Annotated in this window: 17 protein-coding genes; 8 read left to right on the top strand and 9 right to left on the bottom strand. The window is 66.3% G+C overall.

All coding sequences use genetic code 11. The annotated features are described in order from the left end of the window. Window positions 1–10: 10 nt before the first annotated feature. Window positions 11–1360, bottom strand: a complete 1350-nt coding sequence (locus tag J7J08_RS10915) for a phosphomannomutase (RefSeq protein ID WP_214905154.1) — start codon at window positions 1358–1360, stop codon at window positions 11–13. Window positions 1361–1452: 92 nt separating this feature from the next. Further along, window positions 1453–4767 (bottom strand): DEAD/DEAH box helicase, encoded by a 3315-nt coding sequence (locus tag J7J08_RS10920; RefSeq protein ID WP_214905155.1) that lies wholly within the window; start codon window positions 4765–4767, stop codon window positions 1453–1455. A gap of 183 nt (window positions 4768–4950) precedes the next feature. Between J7J08_RS10920 and J7J08_RS10925 the strand changes: the two genes are divergently transcribed. Both J7J08_RS10925 and J7J08_RS10930 read left to right on the top strand, forming a co-directional pair. Next, complete coding sequence (locus J7J08_RS10925) at window positions 4951–5682, top strand: CoA transferase subunit A (RefSeq protein WP_214905157.1); 732 nt, start codon at window positions 4951–4953, stop codon at window positions 5680–5682. A gap of 1 nt (window position 5683) precedes the next feature. Beyond that, window positions 5684–6310, top strand: coding sequence for a CoA transferase subunit B (locus tag J7J08_RS10930; RefSeq protein WP_214905159.1), 627 nt, complete (start codon window positions 5684–5686; stop codon window positions 6308–6310). Between the two features lie 41 nt (window positions 6311–6351). Here J7J08_RS10930 and J7J08_RS10935 read toward each other — a convergent pair whose 3' ends face one another. Continuing rightward, complete coding sequence (locus J7J08_RS10935) at window positions 6352–8406, bottom strand: glycoside hydrolase family 99-like domain-containing protein (protein WP_214905162.1); 2055 nt, start codon at window positions 8404–8406, stop codon at window positions 6352–6354. 143 nt (window positions 8407–8549) lie between these two features. Further along, window positions 8550–8846 carry a SymE family type I addiction module toxin gene (locus J7J08_RS10940; protein ID WP_214905165.1) on the bottom strand — a complete coding sequence of 99 codons (297 nt, stop codon included), beginning with the start codon at window positions 8844–8846 and terminating at the stop codon, window positions 8550–8552. 615 nt (window positions 8847–9461) lie between these two features. Here J7J08_RS10940 and J7J08_RS10945 point away from each other — a divergent pair. Genes J7J08_RS10945 through J7J08_RS10965 form a run of 5 tightly spaced genes read left to right on the top strand, consistent with a single transcriptional unit; the run spans window position 9462 to window position 12991 of the window. Further along, complete coding sequence (locus J7J08_RS10945) at window positions 9462–9875, top strand: hypothetical protein (protein WP_214905167.1); 414 nt, start codon at window positions 9462–9464, stop codon at window positions 9873–9875. Beyond that, window positions 9853–11067: a hypothetical protein gene (locus tag J7J08_RS10950; RefSeq protein ID WP_251006577.1), complete on the top strand. Its 1215-nt coding sequence runs from the start codon at window positions 9853–9855 to the stop codon at window positions 11065–11067. The genes J7J08_RS10945 and J7J08_RS10950 overlap by 23 nt, the downstream gene beginning before the upstream one ends. Further along, on the top strand, window positions 11060–12022 hold the full coding sequence (locus J7J08_RS10955; protein ID WP_214905169.1) for a glycosyltransferase: 963 nt from the start codon (window positions 11060–11062) through the stop codon (window positions 12020–12022). The genes J7J08_RS10950 and J7J08_RS10955 overlap by 8 nt, the downstream gene beginning before the upstream one ends. Then, on the top strand, window positions 12006–12398 hold the full coding sequence (locus J7J08_RS10960; RefSeq protein ID WP_214905171.1) for a GtrA family protein: 393 nt from the start codon (window positions 12006–12008) through the stop codon (window positions 12396–12398). Before J7J08_RS10955 ends, J7J08_RS10960 begins: the two co-directional genes overlap by 17 nt. Next, window positions 12395–12991: a hypothetical protein gene (locus tag J7J08_RS10965; protein ID WP_214905172.1), complete on the top strand. Its 597-nt coding sequence runs from the start codon at window positions 12395–12397 to the stop codon at window positions 12989–12991. The genes J7J08_RS10960 and J7J08_RS10965 overlap by 4 nt, the downstream gene beginning before the upstream one ends. A 106-nt stretch (window positions 12992–13097) precedes the next feature. On the opposite strand, the gene J7J08_RS10970 is transcribed toward J7J08_RS10965, so the two are convergent. Beyond that, window positions 13098–14057: a UDP-glucuronic acid decarboxylase family protein gene (locus J7J08_RS10970; RefSeq protein ID WP_214905174.1), complete on the bottom strand. Its 960-nt coding sequence runs from the start codon at window positions 14055–14057 to the stop codon at window positions 13098–13100. A 410-nt stretch (window positions 14058–14467) separates the two neighbouring features. On the opposite strand from J7J08_RS10970, the gene J7J08_RS10975 reads away from it, so the two are divergent. Next, window positions 14468–15052, top strand: coding sequence for an alpha-ketoglutarate-dependent dioxygenase AlkB (locus J7J08_RS10975; RefSeq protein WP_214905177.1), 585 nt, complete (start codon window positions 14468–14470; stop codon window positions 15050–15052). Window positions 15053–15299: 247 nt separating this feature from the next. Here the strand turns inward: J7J08_RS10975 and J7J08_RS10980 are convergent, their stop codons facing one another. The 4 genes from J7J08_RS10980 to J7J08_RS10995 are packed head-to-tail and all read right to left on the bottom strand — an operon-like array spanning window position 15300 to window position 18828. Beyond that, window positions 15300–15959, bottom strand: coding sequence for an ABC-type transport auxiliary lipoprotein family protein (locus tag J7J08_RS10980; protein ID WP_214905180.1), 660 nt, complete (start codon window positions 15957–15959; stop codon window positions 15300–15302). Continuing rightward, window positions 15956–16882 (bottom strand): MlaD family protein, encoded by a 927-nt coding sequence (locus tag J7J08_RS10985; protein WP_214905181.1) that lies wholly within the window; start codon window positions 16880–16882, stop codon window positions 15956–15958. Before J7J08_RS10985 ends, J7J08_RS10980 begins: the two co-directional genes overlap by 4 nt. A gap of 3 nt (window positions 16883–16885) precedes the next feature. Beyond that, entirely contained in the window at window positions 16886–17716 is an 831-nt protein-coding gene (locus J7J08_RS10990) for an ABC transporter ATP-binding protein (RefSeq protein ID WP_214905183.1), read from the bottom strand. After that, the gene (locus J7J08_RS10995; RefSeq protein ID WP_214905185.1) at window positions 17716–18828 is read right to left on the bottom strand and encodes an MlaE family lipid ABC transporter permease subunit; all 1113 of its coding nucleotides are present in this window, start codon (window positions 18826–18828) and stop codon (window positions 17716–17718) included. Before J7J08_RS10995 ends, J7J08_RS10990 begins: the two co-directional genes overlap by 1 nt. Between the last annotated feature and the right edge of the window lie 50 nt (window positions 18829–18878).

The raw sequence follows: 18878 nt of genomic DNA on the forward strand, positions 1-18878 counted from the left end.
GGGCTGGGCCTCAGGATGCCTTGAGCAACTGGGAAATCTCGTCGGTGCGCTGCTGAAGCAGTGCTGCGTCGCCACGTGCTTCCACGTTCAGGCGCAACAGCGGCTCGGTATTGGAGCTGCGCAGGTTGAAGCGCCACTGGCCAAAATCAGCGCTGATCCCGTCGGTATGGTCCAGCACCGGCGATTGCGCGGCGTAGTGCTCCATCACGCGGGCAACGGCGGCCTTGGCATCGGTCACCTTGAAGTTGATCTCGCCACTGCACGGGAATTTCTGCATGCGCGCTTCCACCAGGTCGGCCAGCGAACGGCCCGATTCGGACACCAGTGCGGCGATCAGCAACCACGGAATCATGCCCGAGTCGGCATAGGCGAACTCGCGGAAATAATGGTGCGCGCTCATTTCGCCGCCATACACGGCATTTTCGCTGCGCATCTTTTCCTTGATGAAGGCGTGCCCGCTCTTGCACAGCACCGCTTCGCCGCCGGCCTCTTCCACCATCTCGATGGTGTTCCAGAGCAGGCGCGGGTCGTGCACGATCTTGCCGCCGGGCTGGCGGGCCAGGATCGCCTGGGCGAGCAGGCCGACCAGGTAATAGCCTTCGATGAAGCGGCCGGAATGGTCGAAGAAGAAGCAACGGTCGAAATCGCCGTCCCAGGCAATGCCGAAGTCCGCGCCATGGTCGCGCACGGCCTGTGCGGTCAGCGCGCGGTTTTCCGGCAGCAGCGGGTTGGGAATGCCGTTGGGGAAGCTGCCATCGGGCTCATGCGCGATGCGGATGAACTCGAACGGCAGGTGCGGGGCCAGCAGGTCGACGATGGTGCCGGCGCCGCCATTGCCCGCGTTGACCACCAGCTTCAGCGGCTTGAGCGCGGCGCGGTCCACGTAGCTGAGCAGGTGCTCGATATAGGCGCCCTTGTCGGTGTGCGACTGGATGCCCGCCTTGGGCGCCACGGCAGGTGCAGTGTCGGCCTCGACCGCGTCGGAAATCGCGAACAGGCCGGTGTCCGAGCTGATCGGCCGGGCCTGCTGCTTGACCAGCTTCATGCCGTTGTAGTCCATCGGGTTGTGGCTGGCCGTGACCATGACTCCGCCAGCGGCATTAAGGTGGTCGACCTGGAAATACACTTCCTCCGTGCCGCACAGGCCGATGTCCAGCACCTCACGACCGGCACCGCGCAGGCCGGCGGCCAGCGCATCCTGCAGGCCGGGGCTGGTCAGGCGCACGTCATGACCCACCACCACCGTGCCCGGCTCCAGCTGGGCAGCCAGCGCCACGCCGATCCGGCGCGCCAGGTCTTCGTTCAGCTCGTCCGGCACGCGGCCGCGGATGTCGTATGCCTTGAATGCGGGGAGGGTCATCGTGAGTCCTATCCTGAGTCAGTAGGCAAGTTTAGCTGCTGTCATGTATGGGAATCGTTTTCAGGCCCCAACACCGCGTGACCGAACGGGCCTCAGCCGCTTCCGCCAGAACGCCTGCCCCCGGTTTTCCTGGGCACCACGCCCGGCAGTGGCGCGAGCAGGGCATCCAAGTCGGCGTCGTTGAAGCGTGGCCCGGTGCCAGCGCCGCCCTCGAGGATCGATTCGGCCAGCGCCGCCTTGCGTTGCTGCAACTCGGCAATGCGCTCCTCGATGCTGCCGGCGGCAATGAGCTTGTAGACGAACACGGGTTGCTGCTGGCCGATGCGGTGGGCGCGATCGGTGGCTTGGTTTTCCGCCGCCGGGTTCCACCAGGGGTCGAAGTGGATCACGGTGTCTGCCGCCGTCAGGTTGAGGCCGACGCCGCCGGCTTTCAGGCTGATCAGGAAAACGGGAACCTGGCCCTGCATGAAGGCCTGCACCGGCGTGGCACGATCCTTGGTACTGCCGGTCAGTTCGACATAGGCGAGCCCGAGCTCGTCCAAGGTCTTCCCGATCAGTGCCAGCATGCTGGTGAACTGCGAGAACAGCAGGATGCGGCGGCCTTCCTCGACCAGCTCCGGCAGCATGTCGCGCAGCAGTTCCAACTTGGCCGAGCCTGCGCTGCGTGCTCCTTTGTCGCCGGGCAGCAGGCGCGGGTCGCAGCATACCTGGCGCAGTTTCAGCAGGGCGTCGAGGACCACGATGTGGCTCTTGGCCAGGCCGTTGCTGGCAATGGCATCGCGTACCTTTTTTTCCATGGCGGCGCGCACCGTTTCGTAAAGGTCGCGCTGCCCGCCTTCCAGGGCAACCGTGCGGGTGATGAGCGTCTTGGCTGGCAGCTCGGTCGCCACCTGGTCCTTGCGCCGGCGCAACATGAACGGCCGCAGGCGCTGTGCCAGCAGCTGCGCGCGTTGGCGGTCGGTGCCGCGCTCGATGGGGTGGCGCCAGTGCTGGTTGAACTGTTTTTCGCTGCCGAGCAGGCCGGGCAGCAGGAAATCGAAGTGCGTCCACAGCTCGCCCAGGTGGTTCTCCAGTGGCGTGCCGGTCAGGCACAGGCGATGGCGTGCCTGCAACATGCGCAAGGTGGCGGCAGCGCGTGATTTTGGATTCTTCACCTGCTGCGCTTCGTCCAGTATCAGCAGGTGGTAGCGGTGCGCCTGCAGCGCATCTTCGTCGCGCCACAGCAACGGGTAGGTGGTCAACACCAGGTCGTGCCCGGCGATCTGTTCGAACAACGCCTCGCGTCCGGTGCCATGCAGCGTCAGCACGCGCAGGCCGGGGGTGAAGCGGGCGGCTTCAGTCTGCCAGTTGTTCAGCAGCGAGGTCGGCAGCACCACCAGCGCTGGCCGGTCCAGCCGGCCGCTTTCCTTTTCCAGCAGCACGTGGGCCAGGGTCTGCAGGGTCTTGCCCAGGCCCATGTCGTCGGCCAGTACGCCACTCAGGTCCTGTTGCCGCAGATACTGCAGCCACGCCAGGCCTTCCTGCTGGTAGGGGCGCAGGGTGGCCGCCAGTCCGAGCGGCGCACTTACTGCTGCCATGGCCGGACCGTCCAACAACCGTTGCACCAGCGCGCGGGTGTCCTTGCGGTCCTTGAACTGCAACCGCGCAGTGTCCTGCAGGGCACGCAGGCGGCCCCGGTCGCGGGCAGAAACCCGCAGCGATGCATCGCGCGATCCGAACAGGTCGGCCAGCAGCGCGATCACCGGCTTCAGGCGCCCGGCACGAAGTACCAGGCGGGTGTTGTCGGCCGCCGACAACAGGATGCGTTCGTCGTCATCGATGGCATCGAGCTGCCCCCGCATCCAGCGCGGGTCGGTCTGCAGCATCTGCTGAAGCAGCGGTGCCAACGGCACGTTACGGTCATCGACCTGGACGTCCAGCGCCAGGTCGAACCAGCCTTCCTGGCTGGGGTCAGGGAGGATATCCAGGTGGATGTCCTCCACCAGGGTGATGCGATGGCGGAAATCATCGTCGGGCTCGATCTTCCAGCCCAGCGCCTCCAGGCGCGGCGCGTCTTCGAGCATGAAACGCGTCCAGTCGAAGCTGCGCAGTTCGAACGATGGCCCGGCACCTTCCAGCGTCGCACGTGGCTGGCGTTCGCGGTGCAGTTTTACCGTCCCGAGTTCGGTCTCGCGTCGCGCCTCTTCGGCCAGGTCGCGCGGAAGCAGGCAAAGCTGGCCATCTGCATCATGGGCAAACAACGAGGGATCTCCCAGGACGCGAACGTGGTCGTCGTATTCGAAGGCGACCGTGGCCATGTCAGTCCATTGCGAAGGATCGCGGCGGCGCAGCCAGGCCGGACGATACTCCAGGCTGTGCAGGCGCAGGACCGGGGACATCGAGGCGATGCGCAGGGTGGGCAGGGCCTCGGCGCTGCCAGGTCGTGGCAGTGCTGAATCGATCTGCTGCAGCATCTGGGCGACCACGGCTTCTTCGTTCGGCAGCAGTGGTGGCAGGCTGAGGAAGGCGTCTGCATCCTGGGCCGACACGTCCAGCGCCAAGGGGCCGACCTCACCGGTCACCGGGTCCAGGTAGCACGCTGACGTTCCGAGCACCATTCCCTCGGCACCTCCCTCCAACTGCAGGGTGGGCGCGGGCAGCAGCGTGCCGTGATGGTCGGTGGGCGTCCACGCCAGCTCCCCGCGGCGCAGCGGACCCGCGCGCGCGGCCACCCGTTCGTGGAGAGAGGGACCGGACACCCAGCCATGGCCGCTGGAGACGACCAGGGCCAGCAGGGCGGCGACATCGATCTGCGCGGTCTTCAGCTGGTTCTGCTGGAGCAGCCACAACTGGGTAAGGATCGCGATATCGATCTGGGTCAGGTGGCCAGCCGGTTCCAGCAGCACGTCCGGGGTGATGTCCAGCAGTTTGTCGAAGGTCACCGCGCCGTTGGCGGCCTGCCGGGTTCGATGGACGACGATGAAGGGCCGGAAGTGGCTCGTCGACAGTGTGAAGGCGATACCGCGAGGGTGCCGAGGGGCTGGGGTGACGCGACCGGCCTGCCAGCGCGACAATTCCGCGAGCAGCTGCGGGCGTGGCGGAAGGGTGAGGTCGGTGGCGGCAAGTGCAGCGTCTGGCATTTCGTCAGGTGCCAGCAGCACCGCCAGCAGTACGGCGGCCATATGCTTGCAGATGTCGTCTACCGGGCAGGTGCAATCGCCCTTCAGGCGGCTGCGCGCGGTACGGGTGCTGGCGCGCAGGTCGATCCAGACCTGATAGGGCTGCTTGACGGAACCCTTCACATCGGCTGTCAGCACCGCGTCCTGCAGTTCCACATTGCGCACCCCTGACAGGCAACGCTCGCTCTTTTCCAGGGTCCAGGCGTCGAACCAGCGGAACAGGTCATCTTCGTTGAAAGGTGCTGCCATGGCCCGCCTTGGGTTGCGACATGCAGCGTCGCGCGCTGCACCGGTATGAATGGAGATGGACATTCTAGGACGATACGGGCACCGGTTCCGGCACCGGGTGGCGGCCATGCTGCGTCGCATCCCGGGCTATCGAGGGTGACCGGCTAGAATGGCCCCATCCATACCGTGCAGGGCCAGACCGCAATGCAGCAACCCACTTCCAACGGCAAGCGCAGCAAGCGCTTTGCTTCCGCAGCAGAAGCCCTGCAGGGCGCGGTGGCCGATGGCCAGACCCTGGCGGTCGGCGGCTTCGGCCTGTGCGGCATTCCCGAAGCGCTGATCGCGGCGCTGCGTGACACCGGGGTGAAAGGCCTGACGGTGATTTCCAACAATGCCGGTGTGGACGGTTTCGGCCTGGGCCAGCTGCTGGAAACGCGGCAGATCAGCAAGATGATTTCGTCCTACGTGGGCGAAAACAAGGAATTCGAGCGCCAGTACCTGGCCGGCGAGCTGGAGCTGGAGTTCAACCCGCAGGGCACCCTGGCCGAGCGCCTGCGTGCCGGCGGTGCCGGCATTCCGGCCTTCTTCACCGCTACCGGCTTCGGCACGGTGGTGGCCGAGGGCAAGGAAACCCGCGAATTTGATGGCAAGCACTACGTGATGGAAACCGCGCTGCGCGCCGACGTGGCGCTGGTCAAGGCATGGAAGGCCGACGAGGCGGGCAACCTGGTGTTCCGCAAGACCGCGCGCAACTTCAACCCGGCCTGCGCGATGGCCGGCAGGCTGTGCGTGGTGGAAGTGGAAGAGGTGGTGCCAGTGGGCAGCATCGATCCGGACCACGTGCACCTGCCGGGCATCTACGTGCACCGCATCGTGCACAATCCCACCCCCGAAAAACGCATCGAACAGCGCACCGTGCGTGCGGAGGACAACTGACATGGCATGGACCCGCGATGAAATGGCGCAGCGCGCCGCCCGCGAGCTGACCGATGGTGCGTACGTGAACCTGGGCATCGGCCTGCCGACCCTGGTGGCCAACTACATTCCGGACGGCGTGGATGTGTGGCTGCAGTCCGAGAACGGCCTGCTCGGCATCGGCCCGTTCCCGACCGACGCCGAGGTGGATGCGGACCTGATCAATGCCGGCAAGCAGACCGTCACTGCACGGGCCGGCGCCAGCTACTTCGGCAGCCACGACAGCTTCGCGATGATCCGCGGCGGCCACGTCAACCTGGCCATCCTCGGCGCGATGCAGGTCACCGACAAGGGCGACCTGGCCAACTGGATGGTGCCGGGCAAGATGGTCAAGGGCATGGGCGGCGCCATGGACCTGGTGGCCGGCGTGCAGCGCGTGGTGGTGCTGATGGAACACACCGCCAAGAACGGCGAGCACAAGATCCTGCCCGAGTGCACCCTGCCACTGACCGGCGTGGGCGTGGTCGACCGGATCATTACCGACCTGGCGGTATTCGATGTCACCGATGCAGGCTTGGCCCTGGTCGAGGCCGCGCCGGGCGTGAGTACCGACGAGTTGAAGGAAAAGACCGGCGTCAGCTTCAGCTGAGCCGGCAGCGCGGGGGTCCGCACGCTGTGCCGGCGTGCGGGTCAGCCGCGTCTGGCGTAGGCATAGCCCGCCCCCTCCGTCGTCGCGCCGATCGTGGCCACGGTATACCCGGCATCCACGCACACCGCACCCAGCGCACGCTCCAGCGCGTGTGCCAGCGTCCCGTCGACCTGGCCGTGTTCGGCGTCGAACGCGCTGGGTGGCAGGTGGGCATCCAGCAACGGCCGCAGGGCCGCCAGTCGCACCCAGAACATGCTGCCGGCGCTGAACTTCGCCGCGCGGATGTCGGTGTGCAGGCCAAGCCGCACCTGCAGCCGCTGCAGCGCGGCGTCATTGGCGCCCACGTAGTCGCGCACCGACAACAGGTGGCCGGCCGGGGCCAGCAGGCCCAGCTCGCGGTCCTGCGCGAAACGCGCCACTGCCTGCGCGCCGTGGCCATCGTCGAGCAGCTGCAGCAGCAGTTCCTGGCGCCATTGTGCGCCCTGCTGCATGTGGGTGGAGCGCTTGGTGTGCAGCTTGAGCACCACGTCCTCGCCTTCCTCCAGCAGCCGGTTGGCCACGTGCAGGAACGGCAGGACGTCGCGGCCATGGTTGGCGAAGGCCATCACCTCACCGGCCAGGCCGGAGGCCTGCAGCAACGTCTGCACCCGGTCGAGGTGCTCATGGGCGGTGCTGATGATGAGGCGGCAATCAAGGGCACTCTGCTTCAACTGCGCCAGCAGCTCACCGAGCTCTTCCAGGTACCACGCGTGGATCACCACGCAGGGGCGCGTTGCGGTGCGCGCAGCAGCGGGTGCGTGCAGTGCCTGTCGGGTGGCATCCAGGTACGCATGGCCCAGCCGCAGGTCCGGCTCCAGCACTGCGCCTTCGGCCCACTCGTTCCAGGCGTTGATGAACACCAGGCGGTGGCTCGGCGGAATCGGCGCCAGGCGCTGGTGGATCGTGGTCGAAAGCCAGTCGCGGTAGCCGCGCGGTGACGCGTGCAGGTACACGCGGCCGCGCCCGGAGCGCCGCGCCTCGTTGTCCCAGCCGGGATTGACCCCGGGGTACATCGGGTAGTCGGGCAGCGGGCGCGCGGCGATTTCGCTGGCCAGCTCGCGCCAGTCGCGCACGTCGCCGTGGAACTCCGGGTTGATCAGGAACTGGTCGGCGGTCAGCGAGCGTGGGTTGCTCATGTTCGGCGGGAATTCGACGGCCGCATCGAAATCGATATCGCGCGGGTCTGGGCGCTCGAAGCCCTGCACGTACGCCAGGTGGATCTCGCCGATGTCGTGATCCCGGCACCACTGGCGCCAGCGCTGTGCGGTGGCCCGTGCGTCGGGCAGCAGGTGCGGGCGGTACACCAGCAGCATTGGCTTGCCATCTACCTTCAACGCGCGGCGGTCGCGCAGGTAGTCGGCCACGTGCGTGATGAAGGCGATATCGTCCCCGGCGCTGTGCTGCTGGCCGATCAGGATGTCATCGCCGCGCCCGTCCCAGCGCCGTGCCCAGTTCTCGTTGGCCCAGCACAGGCAGAACGGCATCTCGATGCTGTCGTCGGCCAGCCATTGGCGCAGCGGCGTCTCCAGCAGCGTGGTGCCGCTGAACCAGTAGTAGTAGAAGCAGAACGCGCCAATGCCGTACTCGAGGGCCAGGGCGGCCTGGTCGCGCATCACCTGCGGGCTGCGCAGGTCGTAGAAGCCCAGGTCGGCCGGCAGCCGTGGCTGCACGTGGCCTTCGAACTGGGGCAGAGCGCGGGTGACATTGCGCCATTCGGTGAAGCCCTTGCCCCACCACGTATCGTTCTGTTCGATCGGATGGAACTGCGGCAGGTAGAACGCCACCAGCGTGGCCGGCAGTGTTGCAGGCAAGGCCTCGGCCCGGTACGGCACGTGGCCGATGGCAGGCTCATCGGCGCGGACCAGCGGCCGGCGGGCGCAGTCGCCACCCGACGCATCAAGCCGCCCGCGCGGCGGTGGCGGTACCCAGTCCGAATGCCGGTCCAGAAAGCGGCCGCGCAGGCGGTCGCGCTGCCCTTCTGACAGGGGCAGCGCCCGGAAGCCGGTGCGCAGCACCAGGTAGACCGCAGCGCGCAGCCTGGCCTTCAGGGCGGTCATGAACGGCAGACCCAGGTCAGGGTGAACGCGGCAACGGGCATGGGGACTCCAGCACAACGGGAATGGCCGTCATTCTGGGCGTTCGCCGGTGCAGCGGCAATGCAGGGCGAGGGCGTGCGTCGCTGAACCCATCACCGCCCGGATTACGCCCGCCAGTGCCTGCGCCTGACCGGCCGAAACTGTACCGACACCGCCGGCTCCGCAGCACGCAGCAGGATGGCGCCGTCATACATTTCCACGGTCAGCCGGGTACCAGGCGCGATGCCGGCCTCGGACATCCACATGCCGCGCAGTTTGATGCACGGGATGATCGGATCGCCGGGCTGCGGCTGCTGGTGCTGATGGATCAGCGATCCGACCAGTATGCGCTTTGGCTTGTGCCAACCGAGGCCGGGGCGGGGCGCAGCAGTGACTGGCGTTTCGTTTTCATGGGAATGCATGGTGGCTCTCCAAGATGTATCCCTCGCCGGGATGGCGAGGGGAGTCGGGAGGTTGAAAGCCGTGCTACTGCAGACGGTGCGACGTATTTCCCTCATGGGGTTTTTTATTCCGTCGCCCTCCCGACATAGGAGGACCGATATGCAGTAGCGGAGCTTTCAAACTCTCGGGCACACCATGCGAACCACACGACGATACCTCCAGTAGATTTTTCCTGTTGATGTTCGCATTCCATTTGACGCCATCAATGGGTGTGACGTCACGAGCCTAGAAAGCGCCAGAAAGCCTTGTGCGGTAAGGATATTGGGAAGTGGAATGAAGTTGGCAGTTGACGGTCCTGGGCGGGATTTTCAGGTGGCCGCGGCGGAATTCCAGATGGCGGCTCTGGCACCAATTTTTCTGTATCGCGCGGTGAGGGCGTGATTTCGATCAGGCCTCCATGCGTTACCGGGCGTTGGGGGGATACGTGCGGGGCGCTCCTTCGCATCCTGCGATCGCGCCACTTGTGCATCCATGCACGGCGTCGTCTGGGGACCGACCCTACCCGGCCTCGCGCCAGCGGGGCGTTCGAGGCGCAATGCTAGAATTTCCGGCTTGGCTGAACCTGGAATGCTGCCGTGATCAAACCCGGGAAGGGAAACCCCTCCGTTGTGCAACGCTGGCTGGTCGGTCTGCTGATCGGGGCGGCGTTGCTGGTGGGGCTGCGCGGCATCGCCAAGGATGTCCATTTCGACGGCGCCCTGCTGCGCCAGGCCTTTGTTGCCGACGCCGGCTGGGCCGAGTCGGTACCCCCCGAGGTGGTCGAAGCCCGCGAGCTTCTCCGCCACGAGCAAAGCGGCGCGCCGATCGCGCTGGCACCGGGCCTGTGGGAAGACCCACTGGTGCGCGAACGCCTTTGGGACGGGCTGTACCCTCGCCGCGTGCATTGGGCCGACAAGGGCTTGATGCTCTGGCGCACCCCGGGACCGCAGCAGCCAACCTGCACCGAAATTGCAAGGAGTGAGCGCATTGTTCTCGTTGACTGCCACTGATACAGGCGCACGCGCCGCGCTGGGCATGCTGGCCGGCGTGCTGGCCTGCTATGCCTTCGCCGCCTTTGGCTGGATAGGGCTGCCCACGCAGCTTGCCTTCATCGCGGTGCTGGGCTGTGCGGTCTGGTCGTTGTTGGCGCTGCGCGACGGCCGCACGGCCTGGATGATCGGCATCGTTGCCGTGCTGCTGGTCCTTGCCCTGGGTAGCCCCACCGACGAATGGGATCCGCGCTCGATCTGGCTTTTCCATGCCAAACGGATCTACCTGGAAGGCTCGCTGTACAGCCAGCTGGACGACTACGCCGTCTACAGCCACAACGACTACCCCTCGTTGATGCCGCTCTGGTCGGCCACGGCCGCCAAGCTGGTTGGCCATTGGAACGAGATCTTCCCCAAGGCCGCGGCCACGCTGCTGCTGTTGCCGGCACTGCTGCTGATCGCGCGTAGCCTGCGCACGTGGTGGGTGGCCGGGCTGTTCGCGGTGGCGGTGCTGGAGGTGGGCGGGCGGTATCTGGTTGATGGGTACATGGACGGGTTCCTGGCGGTCTATGCCGTCGCCACACTCGCCATGGCGGTCCAGCCGCGCACGCAGGTCAGCGGTGTGGCCTGGTTCCAGCTGGCTGCGTATGCGGCGCTTTCGGCGGTGCTGACCCTGATCAAGAACGAAGGCGCCGTGTTGGCCATCCTGGTGGCCGTCGTCGCCGTGGCAACCTGCGTGCTGCGCGACCGGCGCATGCCGTGGGGACTGTTGATCGCGTTCGCCGTGTCGATGCTGCCGCTGCTGGCATGGAAGCTGGCCGTGGCCGGCGCCGACCTGGGCAACGACCTGGCCGAAAGCGATCTGAAGGGGCAGCTGCTGGTGCGCTTGCCCGACCTGGCACCGACCGTGCTTATCCTGAAAGCCCTTCTGCGCGGCGCCGTCTGGGTGCCGCTGGTGCTGCTGCTGGTACTGTGGACCCGCACCTGGCGCACGCCCGCCGCCCGGGCCGGGCTGATGGTCGCCGTGGCCTACTTCGGCGTGTTGTTTGCGGTGTACCTGAGCACCCCGCACGACCTGGTCTGGCATCTGGCCACCAGTGCCCGCCGCGTGGCGCTGCCGGTGCAGTTGCTGTTGATGTACGCGGTGCTGATGGTGCTGGATCAGTGGAGACAGACTACCCCGCGCAGAGCTGCAGGAGAGCAGAATGCTTGAGACCAACGAATCGTTCGTGGTGGTGACGCCGGTCTACGAGGACCACGTGGCCTCGACCCGGTTGTTCAGCGAACTGGCGCGCCTGTATGGCGACCGCGTGTTTGTGGTGGCCGTGGATGATGGCTCGATCAGGGAACCGGTACAGCCGTTCCAACTGTCTGGCTCGGGAGTCAGCGGCGTAGTGTTGAAGCTGCGCCGCAATGTCGGTCATCAGAAGGCCATCGCCGTGGGCCTCGGCTATGTCGAAGAGAACCTGCCCGACGCGCAGCGGGTCATCGTGATGGACTCCGACGGCGAGGACCTGCCGGAAACCATTGCCGAACTGCTGGACGCAGCCCGCGACGAGAATGTCGACGTGGCGGTGGCGCGGCGCCGGAGCCGGGTGGAAACCCTGCGCTTCCGCACCTTCTATGTGGTCTACAAATTCATCTTCCAGCTGCTCACCGGGCGCACCATCAGCTTCGGCAACTTCATGGCGATCAAGGTCAGTGCGCTGCACCGCCTCAATGCCATGCATGAAGTGTGGACCCACGTGGCAGCGGGACTGATCGCCAGCAAGCTGCGCCTGGCGGTGTGCCCGATCGACCGCGGCCCGCGCTACGCCGGCCAGAGCAAGATGAATTTCGTTGGGCTCACGCTGCACGGTTTCCGCGCGCTGATGGTGTTTGCCGAGGATGTGCTGGTACGGGTGGGCCTGATGTGCGTACTGGTTTCCTCGGCCTCGATCCTGCTGGCGGTGGTAGCCACCCTGCTCAAGCTGGCCGGCTACGCCACCCCGGGCTGGTTTTCCATGGCGCTGGGCGTGCTGTTCCTGGTCTTCCTGCAGACCGGCACGCTTACCCTGATGACGCTGATGCTCAGTGGCATCGTCCGTGGCACCATCCAGAAGCCGGGTGCCTACCGCGAGTACCTGGCCGGTGTCACCGAAGTATCCGCCGATGCCGCGCAACGCTGATATCCGCCAGCTGCTGCGCTACGTCATCAATGGACTGGTGGCGACCGGCGTGCACTTTGCGGTGCTGACCCTGCTGGTGGAGGTGGTGCATGTGCCCTCCAAAGGCGTGGCCAACCTGCTGGCGGCGGCGGTCGCCATCGTGGCGTCCTTCCTGGGCAATCGTCTCTTCGTGTTCGCCGCTACCCAGGCGCGCGCCAGTGGCCAGCTGTGGCGATTCGTGCTGCTGTACGCGGCCATCGCGCTGTTGAACGGCGGGCTGATGGCGCTCTGGTCGGACGTGTTGAAGTTCGACTATCGCGTGGGCTTCGTACTGATCAGCATCATCCAGTTCATCCTCTCGTTCCTGGGCAATCGCCTGCTGGTGTTCAAACCATGAAAACCCTACGCAACGCACTGCTGCTTACCGCCTTCTACGTGGTGCTGTTGCTGGGCATCCATTTCCTGCACGTCCGTTTCTTCAACGTGGATGTGGTGTTCTACGCGGCAATCGGCGATGCGCTGCTGGCCGCCGCAGTCACCAGCCTGTTGCTGCTGGTGCCCGCGCTGCGCCGCTTCACCCCGACGGAAAAGGTGCTGCTGGTGCTGGTATGGCTGCTGGGCGGCTACGCCTTCGCGATCTCGGTGCCGACCGTGATCGACCGTTCGCTGTCGTTCTACATCCTGGAAAAGCTCGACCAGCGGGGTGGTGGCATCCGCCAGGACGCCTTCCAGGATGTGTTCACGAAGGAATACATGGTCGAACACCGACTGGTGGACGTGCGCCTGACCGAGCAGGAAAGTTCGGGCACCGTCCGCATCGAGCATGGCTGTGTGCTGTTGACCGACAAGGGCAGGCGGATGGCCTCGATGAGCCGCTTCTACCGCCAGCATTTCCTGCCCAGGCAGCGGCTGCTGCTGGGCAGGTATTCCGACGACCTCACCGACCCGTTCCGCCACAGCCGCCAGGACGTCACCTACCAGTGCCGGTGAGTAATCGGGTCCTGGCGCAACGGCAGACACGGTAGTGTCGGTTCCCAAACGACTGCACGTATCGGTGCATCGCCCGGGAACGCATGACCCAAAACGGAGCGCGCTCTCAGCCGCTCAACAACCCATCAAAATACGCAATCGTCCGCACCAATCCCTCTTCCAGCTTCACCTGCGGCTCCCACCCGCCCAGCCTGCTCTTGGCCAATGAGATATCCGGCTGGCGCTGCATCGGGTCATCCTGCGGCAGCGGCTTGAATACCAGCTTCGCGCTTGAATTGGTCAAGGCAATCACCGTCTCAGCCAACTCGCGGATGGTCATCTCGGCCGGGTTGCCGAGGTTGCACGGCCCGGTGAAATCCTTGTCGGTGGCCATCAGCCGGATGAACCCCTCGATCAGATCGTCCACATAGCAGAACGACCGCGTCTGCTGGCCCTCGCCATAAATGGTGATGTCTTCGCCACGCAGCGCCTGCACGATGAAATTGGACACCACGCGCCCATCGTTGGGGTGCATGCGCGGGCCATACGTGTTGAAAATGCGCGCCACCTTGATGTCCAGCCCGTGCTGGCGGTGGTAATCGAAGAACAGCGTTTCCGCGCAGCGCTTGCCCTCGTCGTAGCAGGAGCGCGGGCCAATCGGGTTCACGTTGCCCCAGTATTCCTCGCGCTGCGGGTGCACGCTCGGGTCGCCGTAAACCTCGCTGGTGGAGGCCTGGAAGATGCGGCAGTTGAGCCTCTTGGCCAGTCCCAGCAGGTTGATGGCCCCATGCACCGAGGTCTTGGTGGTCTGCACCGGGTCGTGGCTGTAGTGCACCGGCGAGGCCGGGCAGGCCAGGTTCCAGATCTCGTCCACCTCGATGTACAACGGGAAGGTCACGTCATGGCGCAGGAACTCGAAGTGCGGGTTTCCCAGCAGGTGCGCGATGTTGCGTTTGGTGCCGGTGAACAGGTTGTCCGCGCAGACCACTTCGTGGCCCTGCTCGAGCAGGCGCTCGATCAGGTGCGAGCCGAGGAACCCCGCACCACCGGTGACCAGGATGCGCTTGCTGCTGTCGTGACTTCTCATTGAGGGTTCTCTGCCTGTAGGCGGCGTGGTCCAGTCGGCGAGCGCAGGAACCGGGCATGCCGCTGATCATGCTGGGGGGGAAGGGAGATTGTAGGCGGGTCAGGCGCGCCCGGCATAGCGACAGGGCTGCCGCCACGCCGCCAATGTTGCATTCCCCGCGCATGCCGACCGACTACGCCGGTAGGGTCGCATCCCAATCGACCGCCGTTGCACCGTCCGCATCCGGTGATGGCATGAACATCGGCGGGGAAGGCACCCGACGGGCGCATGCGGGTGATTCACCGCGCGGTAGGGTCGCATCCCAATCGACCGCCATTGCACCGTCCGCATCCGGTGATGGCATGAACATGGGCGGGGAAGGCGCCCGACGGGCGCATGCGGGTGATTCACCGCCATGCTAGCGTTCCGCCATGGACCTCCATCTTCCCGACGCCCAGGTGCACTGGCACCGCAACTGGCTTGCCGTCGCCGATGCGGACACGCTGCAGCGCTCGCTGCGCCAGGACGTGCCGTGGGAAGTCCACAAGATCCGCATGTTCGGCCGTTCGGTCGATTCACCCCGCCTGAGCTGCTGGATGGGCGACCCCGCCGCGCGCTACCGTTATTCCGGCACCGACTTCGTGCCGCATGCCTGGCACCCGGCCTTGGTCCCGCTGCGCGACGCACTGGGCAGGTTCTGCGGCCAGCCGTTCAACAGCGTGCTGCTCAACTGCTACCGCGACAACGACGACGGCATGGGCTGGCACAGCGACAACGAACCCGAACTGGGACCAACCCCGATGATCGCCTCACTCAGCCTGGGCGCCGCGCGCCGCTTCCTGCTGCGCCGTCGCGACGACCATGCGCGCAAGGCCGAAGTGACGCTGGGCCACGGCGACCTGCTGCTGATGGGCGGGCGCACACAGTCCTTCTACCAGCACGCGCTGCCCAAGAGCGCCCGGCCGCTCGCCGAACGCATCAACCTGACCTTCCGCTGGATAGGGGACCGGGCGTAGAGCCACGCCGCGCCCAATGACCTATGGGCGCCATTGTGGCGAACGCGTCGCCACGCGCCAGAAGCCACCCGCATCGCGATGCGACAGGCTTTTGTGGGCGTGGCTGCGCGGTGTCGGACCCGTTCAGCCACGCCCACATAAGCGTGTCCCATTCCGTTGCGGCGAGATCCGGGCGCGTGGCGACGCGCTCGTCGAAATGGCGCCCGCCGGTGAGGGGGCGCGGCGTGGCTCTACGGATGGATCGCCGTTACCGGCCGGGGGCCGCCTGGCGGTCCGCCTGCCCGGTAGTCAACGTCCAGCCCACCAGCTCGGTGGTCACCGCCTGCAGGCCCTTCTCGAATGCTTGGGCCACATCGCCGGTGGCAGCGCTGCCCACCGGCTGTTCCTGGCGGAACGTACGGTCGGCCACCACGCGCTGGTCGATCACGTGGATCAACTTGGCGTTGATCTCGATGAAGGCGGTGGGCGTGGGCTGGCCGCGGTAATCGGATTCAAAACGGCGCAGATCAAGTGCCAGCTTGTAGTCGGCGCGGATGCCGGTGGTGGCGCGGGCCACGCCGGCAATGCGGCCGGAATCCTCGAAGGCGCGCACCAGCGCATCGTCGACCATGTCGGTGGCCGGCTGCGCCCAGCTCACGCCCTTGTACACCTGCAGCTCGCCGGGGGTGGGGCGCACGTTGATGCGCGGGCTGTCGACCACGCGGGCGGCGGTCGGCTTGACCAGCACCAGCTGCCAGTCGACCTTCGGCCACGACGGATCCGGCTGGATGCGTACCACCGGCGAATAGATGGTGACCGCGCTGCGTTCATTGCTGCCCAGCAGCGAACACGCGCCGAGCGCGACCATCAGGCCGGCCGGCAGCAGCAGGCGGGGCAGGGAAGCGGGCAGGAGAGGGAAGCGGCTCATTTGGGTTCGAACTCCTTCGGCGCGTCGCGGCCGAGCAGATAGCGGGCCGGGTTGTTGTCCAGGCGGTCGCTGACCCGGCGCAGGTCGCGGATCAGTCCGCGCAGCTCGGTCAGGGTCGGGCCGAGCTGGGCCAGGCCATCGTTGGCGAAGCTGTTGATGGCCGCGCGGTTCTCACCCAGGATCGAATCGGCACTGCCGGCAGCCGAATCCAACTTGGTCAGGGTGGTTTCCAGCTTGTCCAGGATCGGCGGCAACTGCTGCACCAGGTTGGTGTCCAGGCGCTGGATGGTGCCGTTGGTGGTCTTGAGGGTCACGTCCAGGCTGCGCGCGGCGTCGCGTGCGCTGAGCAGCAGCGCCTGGGTGCCCTGGTCGCGGTCGGCCAGACCGGTGCTGATGGTTTCCAGGTTGGCCAGGGTGGCGTTGATGCTGGCCACGTTGCGGTCGCTGAGCACCTGGTCCATGCGTTCAACAATCCGGTTGGCCACGTCGGTGATGTTCTGCAGCGCCGAGGGCGTGGTCGGGATGATCGGTGCCGGGTCCTTGTTCACTGCCGTCAGCGCCTGCGCCTGCGGGGTGCCACCGCTGAGCTGGATGATCGATGGGCCGGTCAGGCTGGTGATGGCCAGCTTGGCGCGCGTATCGGTCTTGACGGGGGTGTTGGAGTTCAGGCGGATCCGCGCGACCACCTGGCGCGGGTCGTCCGGCACCAGGTTGAGTTCGGTGATCGAGCCGACCGCGATGCCGTTGTACTGCACCGGGCTGCCCACCGACAGGCCGGTGACGGCCTCGCGGAACACCACGCGGTATTCGGTCCAGGTGCGGTCGGAGGAGTACTTGGCCGCCCACAGCCCGAAGGCCAGCATGGCCAGCCCCACGATCAGGGTGAAGGCGCCGATCAATACGTAATTGGCTTTGGTTTCCATGGCTTACTCGCTCTTCTGCTTGGCGGCGCGTGCGGCACGCGCACGCGGTCCGTGGAAATACTCCTGGATCCACGGGTGCTCCAGTTGTTCGATCTCGTGCAGCGGGGCATTGGCGATCACCTTGTGGTCGGCCAGTACCGCCACCCGGTCGCAGATCGCATACAGCGTGTCCAGGTCATGGGTGATCAGCATGACGGTCAGGCCCAGCGCTTCCTGCAGTGTCTTGATCAGGCGGTCGAAGGCGGCCGCGCCAATTGGATCCAGGCCGGCGGTGGGCTCGTCCAGGAACAGCAGCGGCGGATCCAGCGCCAACGCGCGGGCCAGGCCGGCGCGCTTGCGCATGCCGCCGGACAGCTGCGAGGGCAGCTTGTTGATCGCATCGGCCGGCAGGCCAGCCAGCTTCACCTTGAGCAGGGCCAGTTCGTAATGCCAGCGCTCGGGCAGTTCGCCGTGGTGTTCCTTCAGCGGTACCTGCACGTTCTCGCCGACGGTCATCGAGGAGAACAGCGCACCGTCCTGGAACAGCACGCCGGTATTGCGTTCGATGTGCAGGCGGTCGGCGCGGTTTTCCGAGCGTGCATCCACGCCCAGCACCTCGATCTGGCCGGCATCGGGTGTGCGCAGGCCAAGGATGCTGCGCATCAATACCGACTTGCCGGTACCCGAGCCGCCGACCACGCCGAGGATCTCGCCGCGGCGTACGTCCAGGTCCAGGTCGTCGTGCACGGTCTGGCTGCCGAAGCGGTTGGCCAGCCCGCGCACGCGGATCGCCAGCCCGGCCTCGTCGGCCAGGGCGGTGCGGGTGTCCTCGGCAGGGGCGGTTGCGGTCGTCATCACCAATCCATGTGCATGAACCACAACGCGGCGAACGCGTCGATGATGATCACCAGCGAGATGGTCTGCACCACGCTGGAGGTGGTGCGCTCGCCCACCGACTGCGCGGTGCCTTCCACCTTCAGCCCTTCCAGGCAGCCGATCAGGCCGATCACGGCGGCAAAGATCGGCGCCTTGGACAGGCCCACCAGCATGTGCCGCACTTCAATGGTGTCGTGCAGGCGCGCCAGGTACATCTGCGGCGGAATATCCAGGTCGAACGCACCTACGGTGACGCCACCGGCCAGGCCGGCGATCATCGCCACGAAGGTCAGCAGCGGCAGGGTGATGAGCAGGGCGATCAGGCGTGGCAGCACCAGCAGATCAACCGGGTCCAGGCCCAGGGTCTGGATGGCATCGATTTCCTCGCGCGCTTTCATCGAGCCGATCTGCGCGGTGAACGCGCTGGCGGTGCGGCCGGCCAGCACGATCGCGGTGAGCAGCACGGCGAATTCGCGCAGGAAGGCGATGCTGACCAGTTCCACCACGTAGATCTCGGCGCCGAAGTCGCGCAGGATCGTCGAACCCAGGAAGGCGATCACCGCACCGACCAGGTAGGACAGCAGCGCCACCAGCGGCACCGCATCCAGCCCGACCTGCTCCATGTGGTGCACGGTCGCGGTCAGTCGGAAACGGCGTGGCTCGCGCAGCAGGCGGCCGCCCTTGACCAGGTTCTCGCCCAGGAAGCTGGCCAGCGCCACGATGTTGTGGCCGGTGGCGTGCACGCTGACGCCCAGGCGCTCCAACGCGGCCAGCACGCCGAAGTCGCGCTTGGCCTTGGGGCGGTCGTCGGCCACCTCTTCAATGGTGCACACCAGTGCGCGGTGGTCGTCGCGGAAGGTCAGCGCATCCTCGGCCAGGTCGGCGCGATGGGCCACCCGCAGCACCTGCAGCACGCCGGCCGAATCGAGCTGGGTGATGCCGCTGGCATCGATGCCGGTGACGTGTTCCGGTGCCGCACGCAGCGCTTCGGCCGCGTCCAGCGCGGTGCGCAAGGTCCATTGGCCGGACAACCGGATGATTCCGGGGTCCTGTGGATCCTGTTCGAGTTTGGGGGCTTGGTCTGGCGTCATGGGGCGTCCTCCACGCAGCATAACCTGTCTGCGTGGAGGCCAAGTGTGTG

The sequence above is a fragment of the Stenotrophomonas sp. ISL-67 genome (assembly GCF_018612915.1).
Lineage (GTDB): Bacteria > Pseudomonadota > Gammaproteobacteria > Xanthomonadales > Xanthomonadaceae > Stenotrophomonas.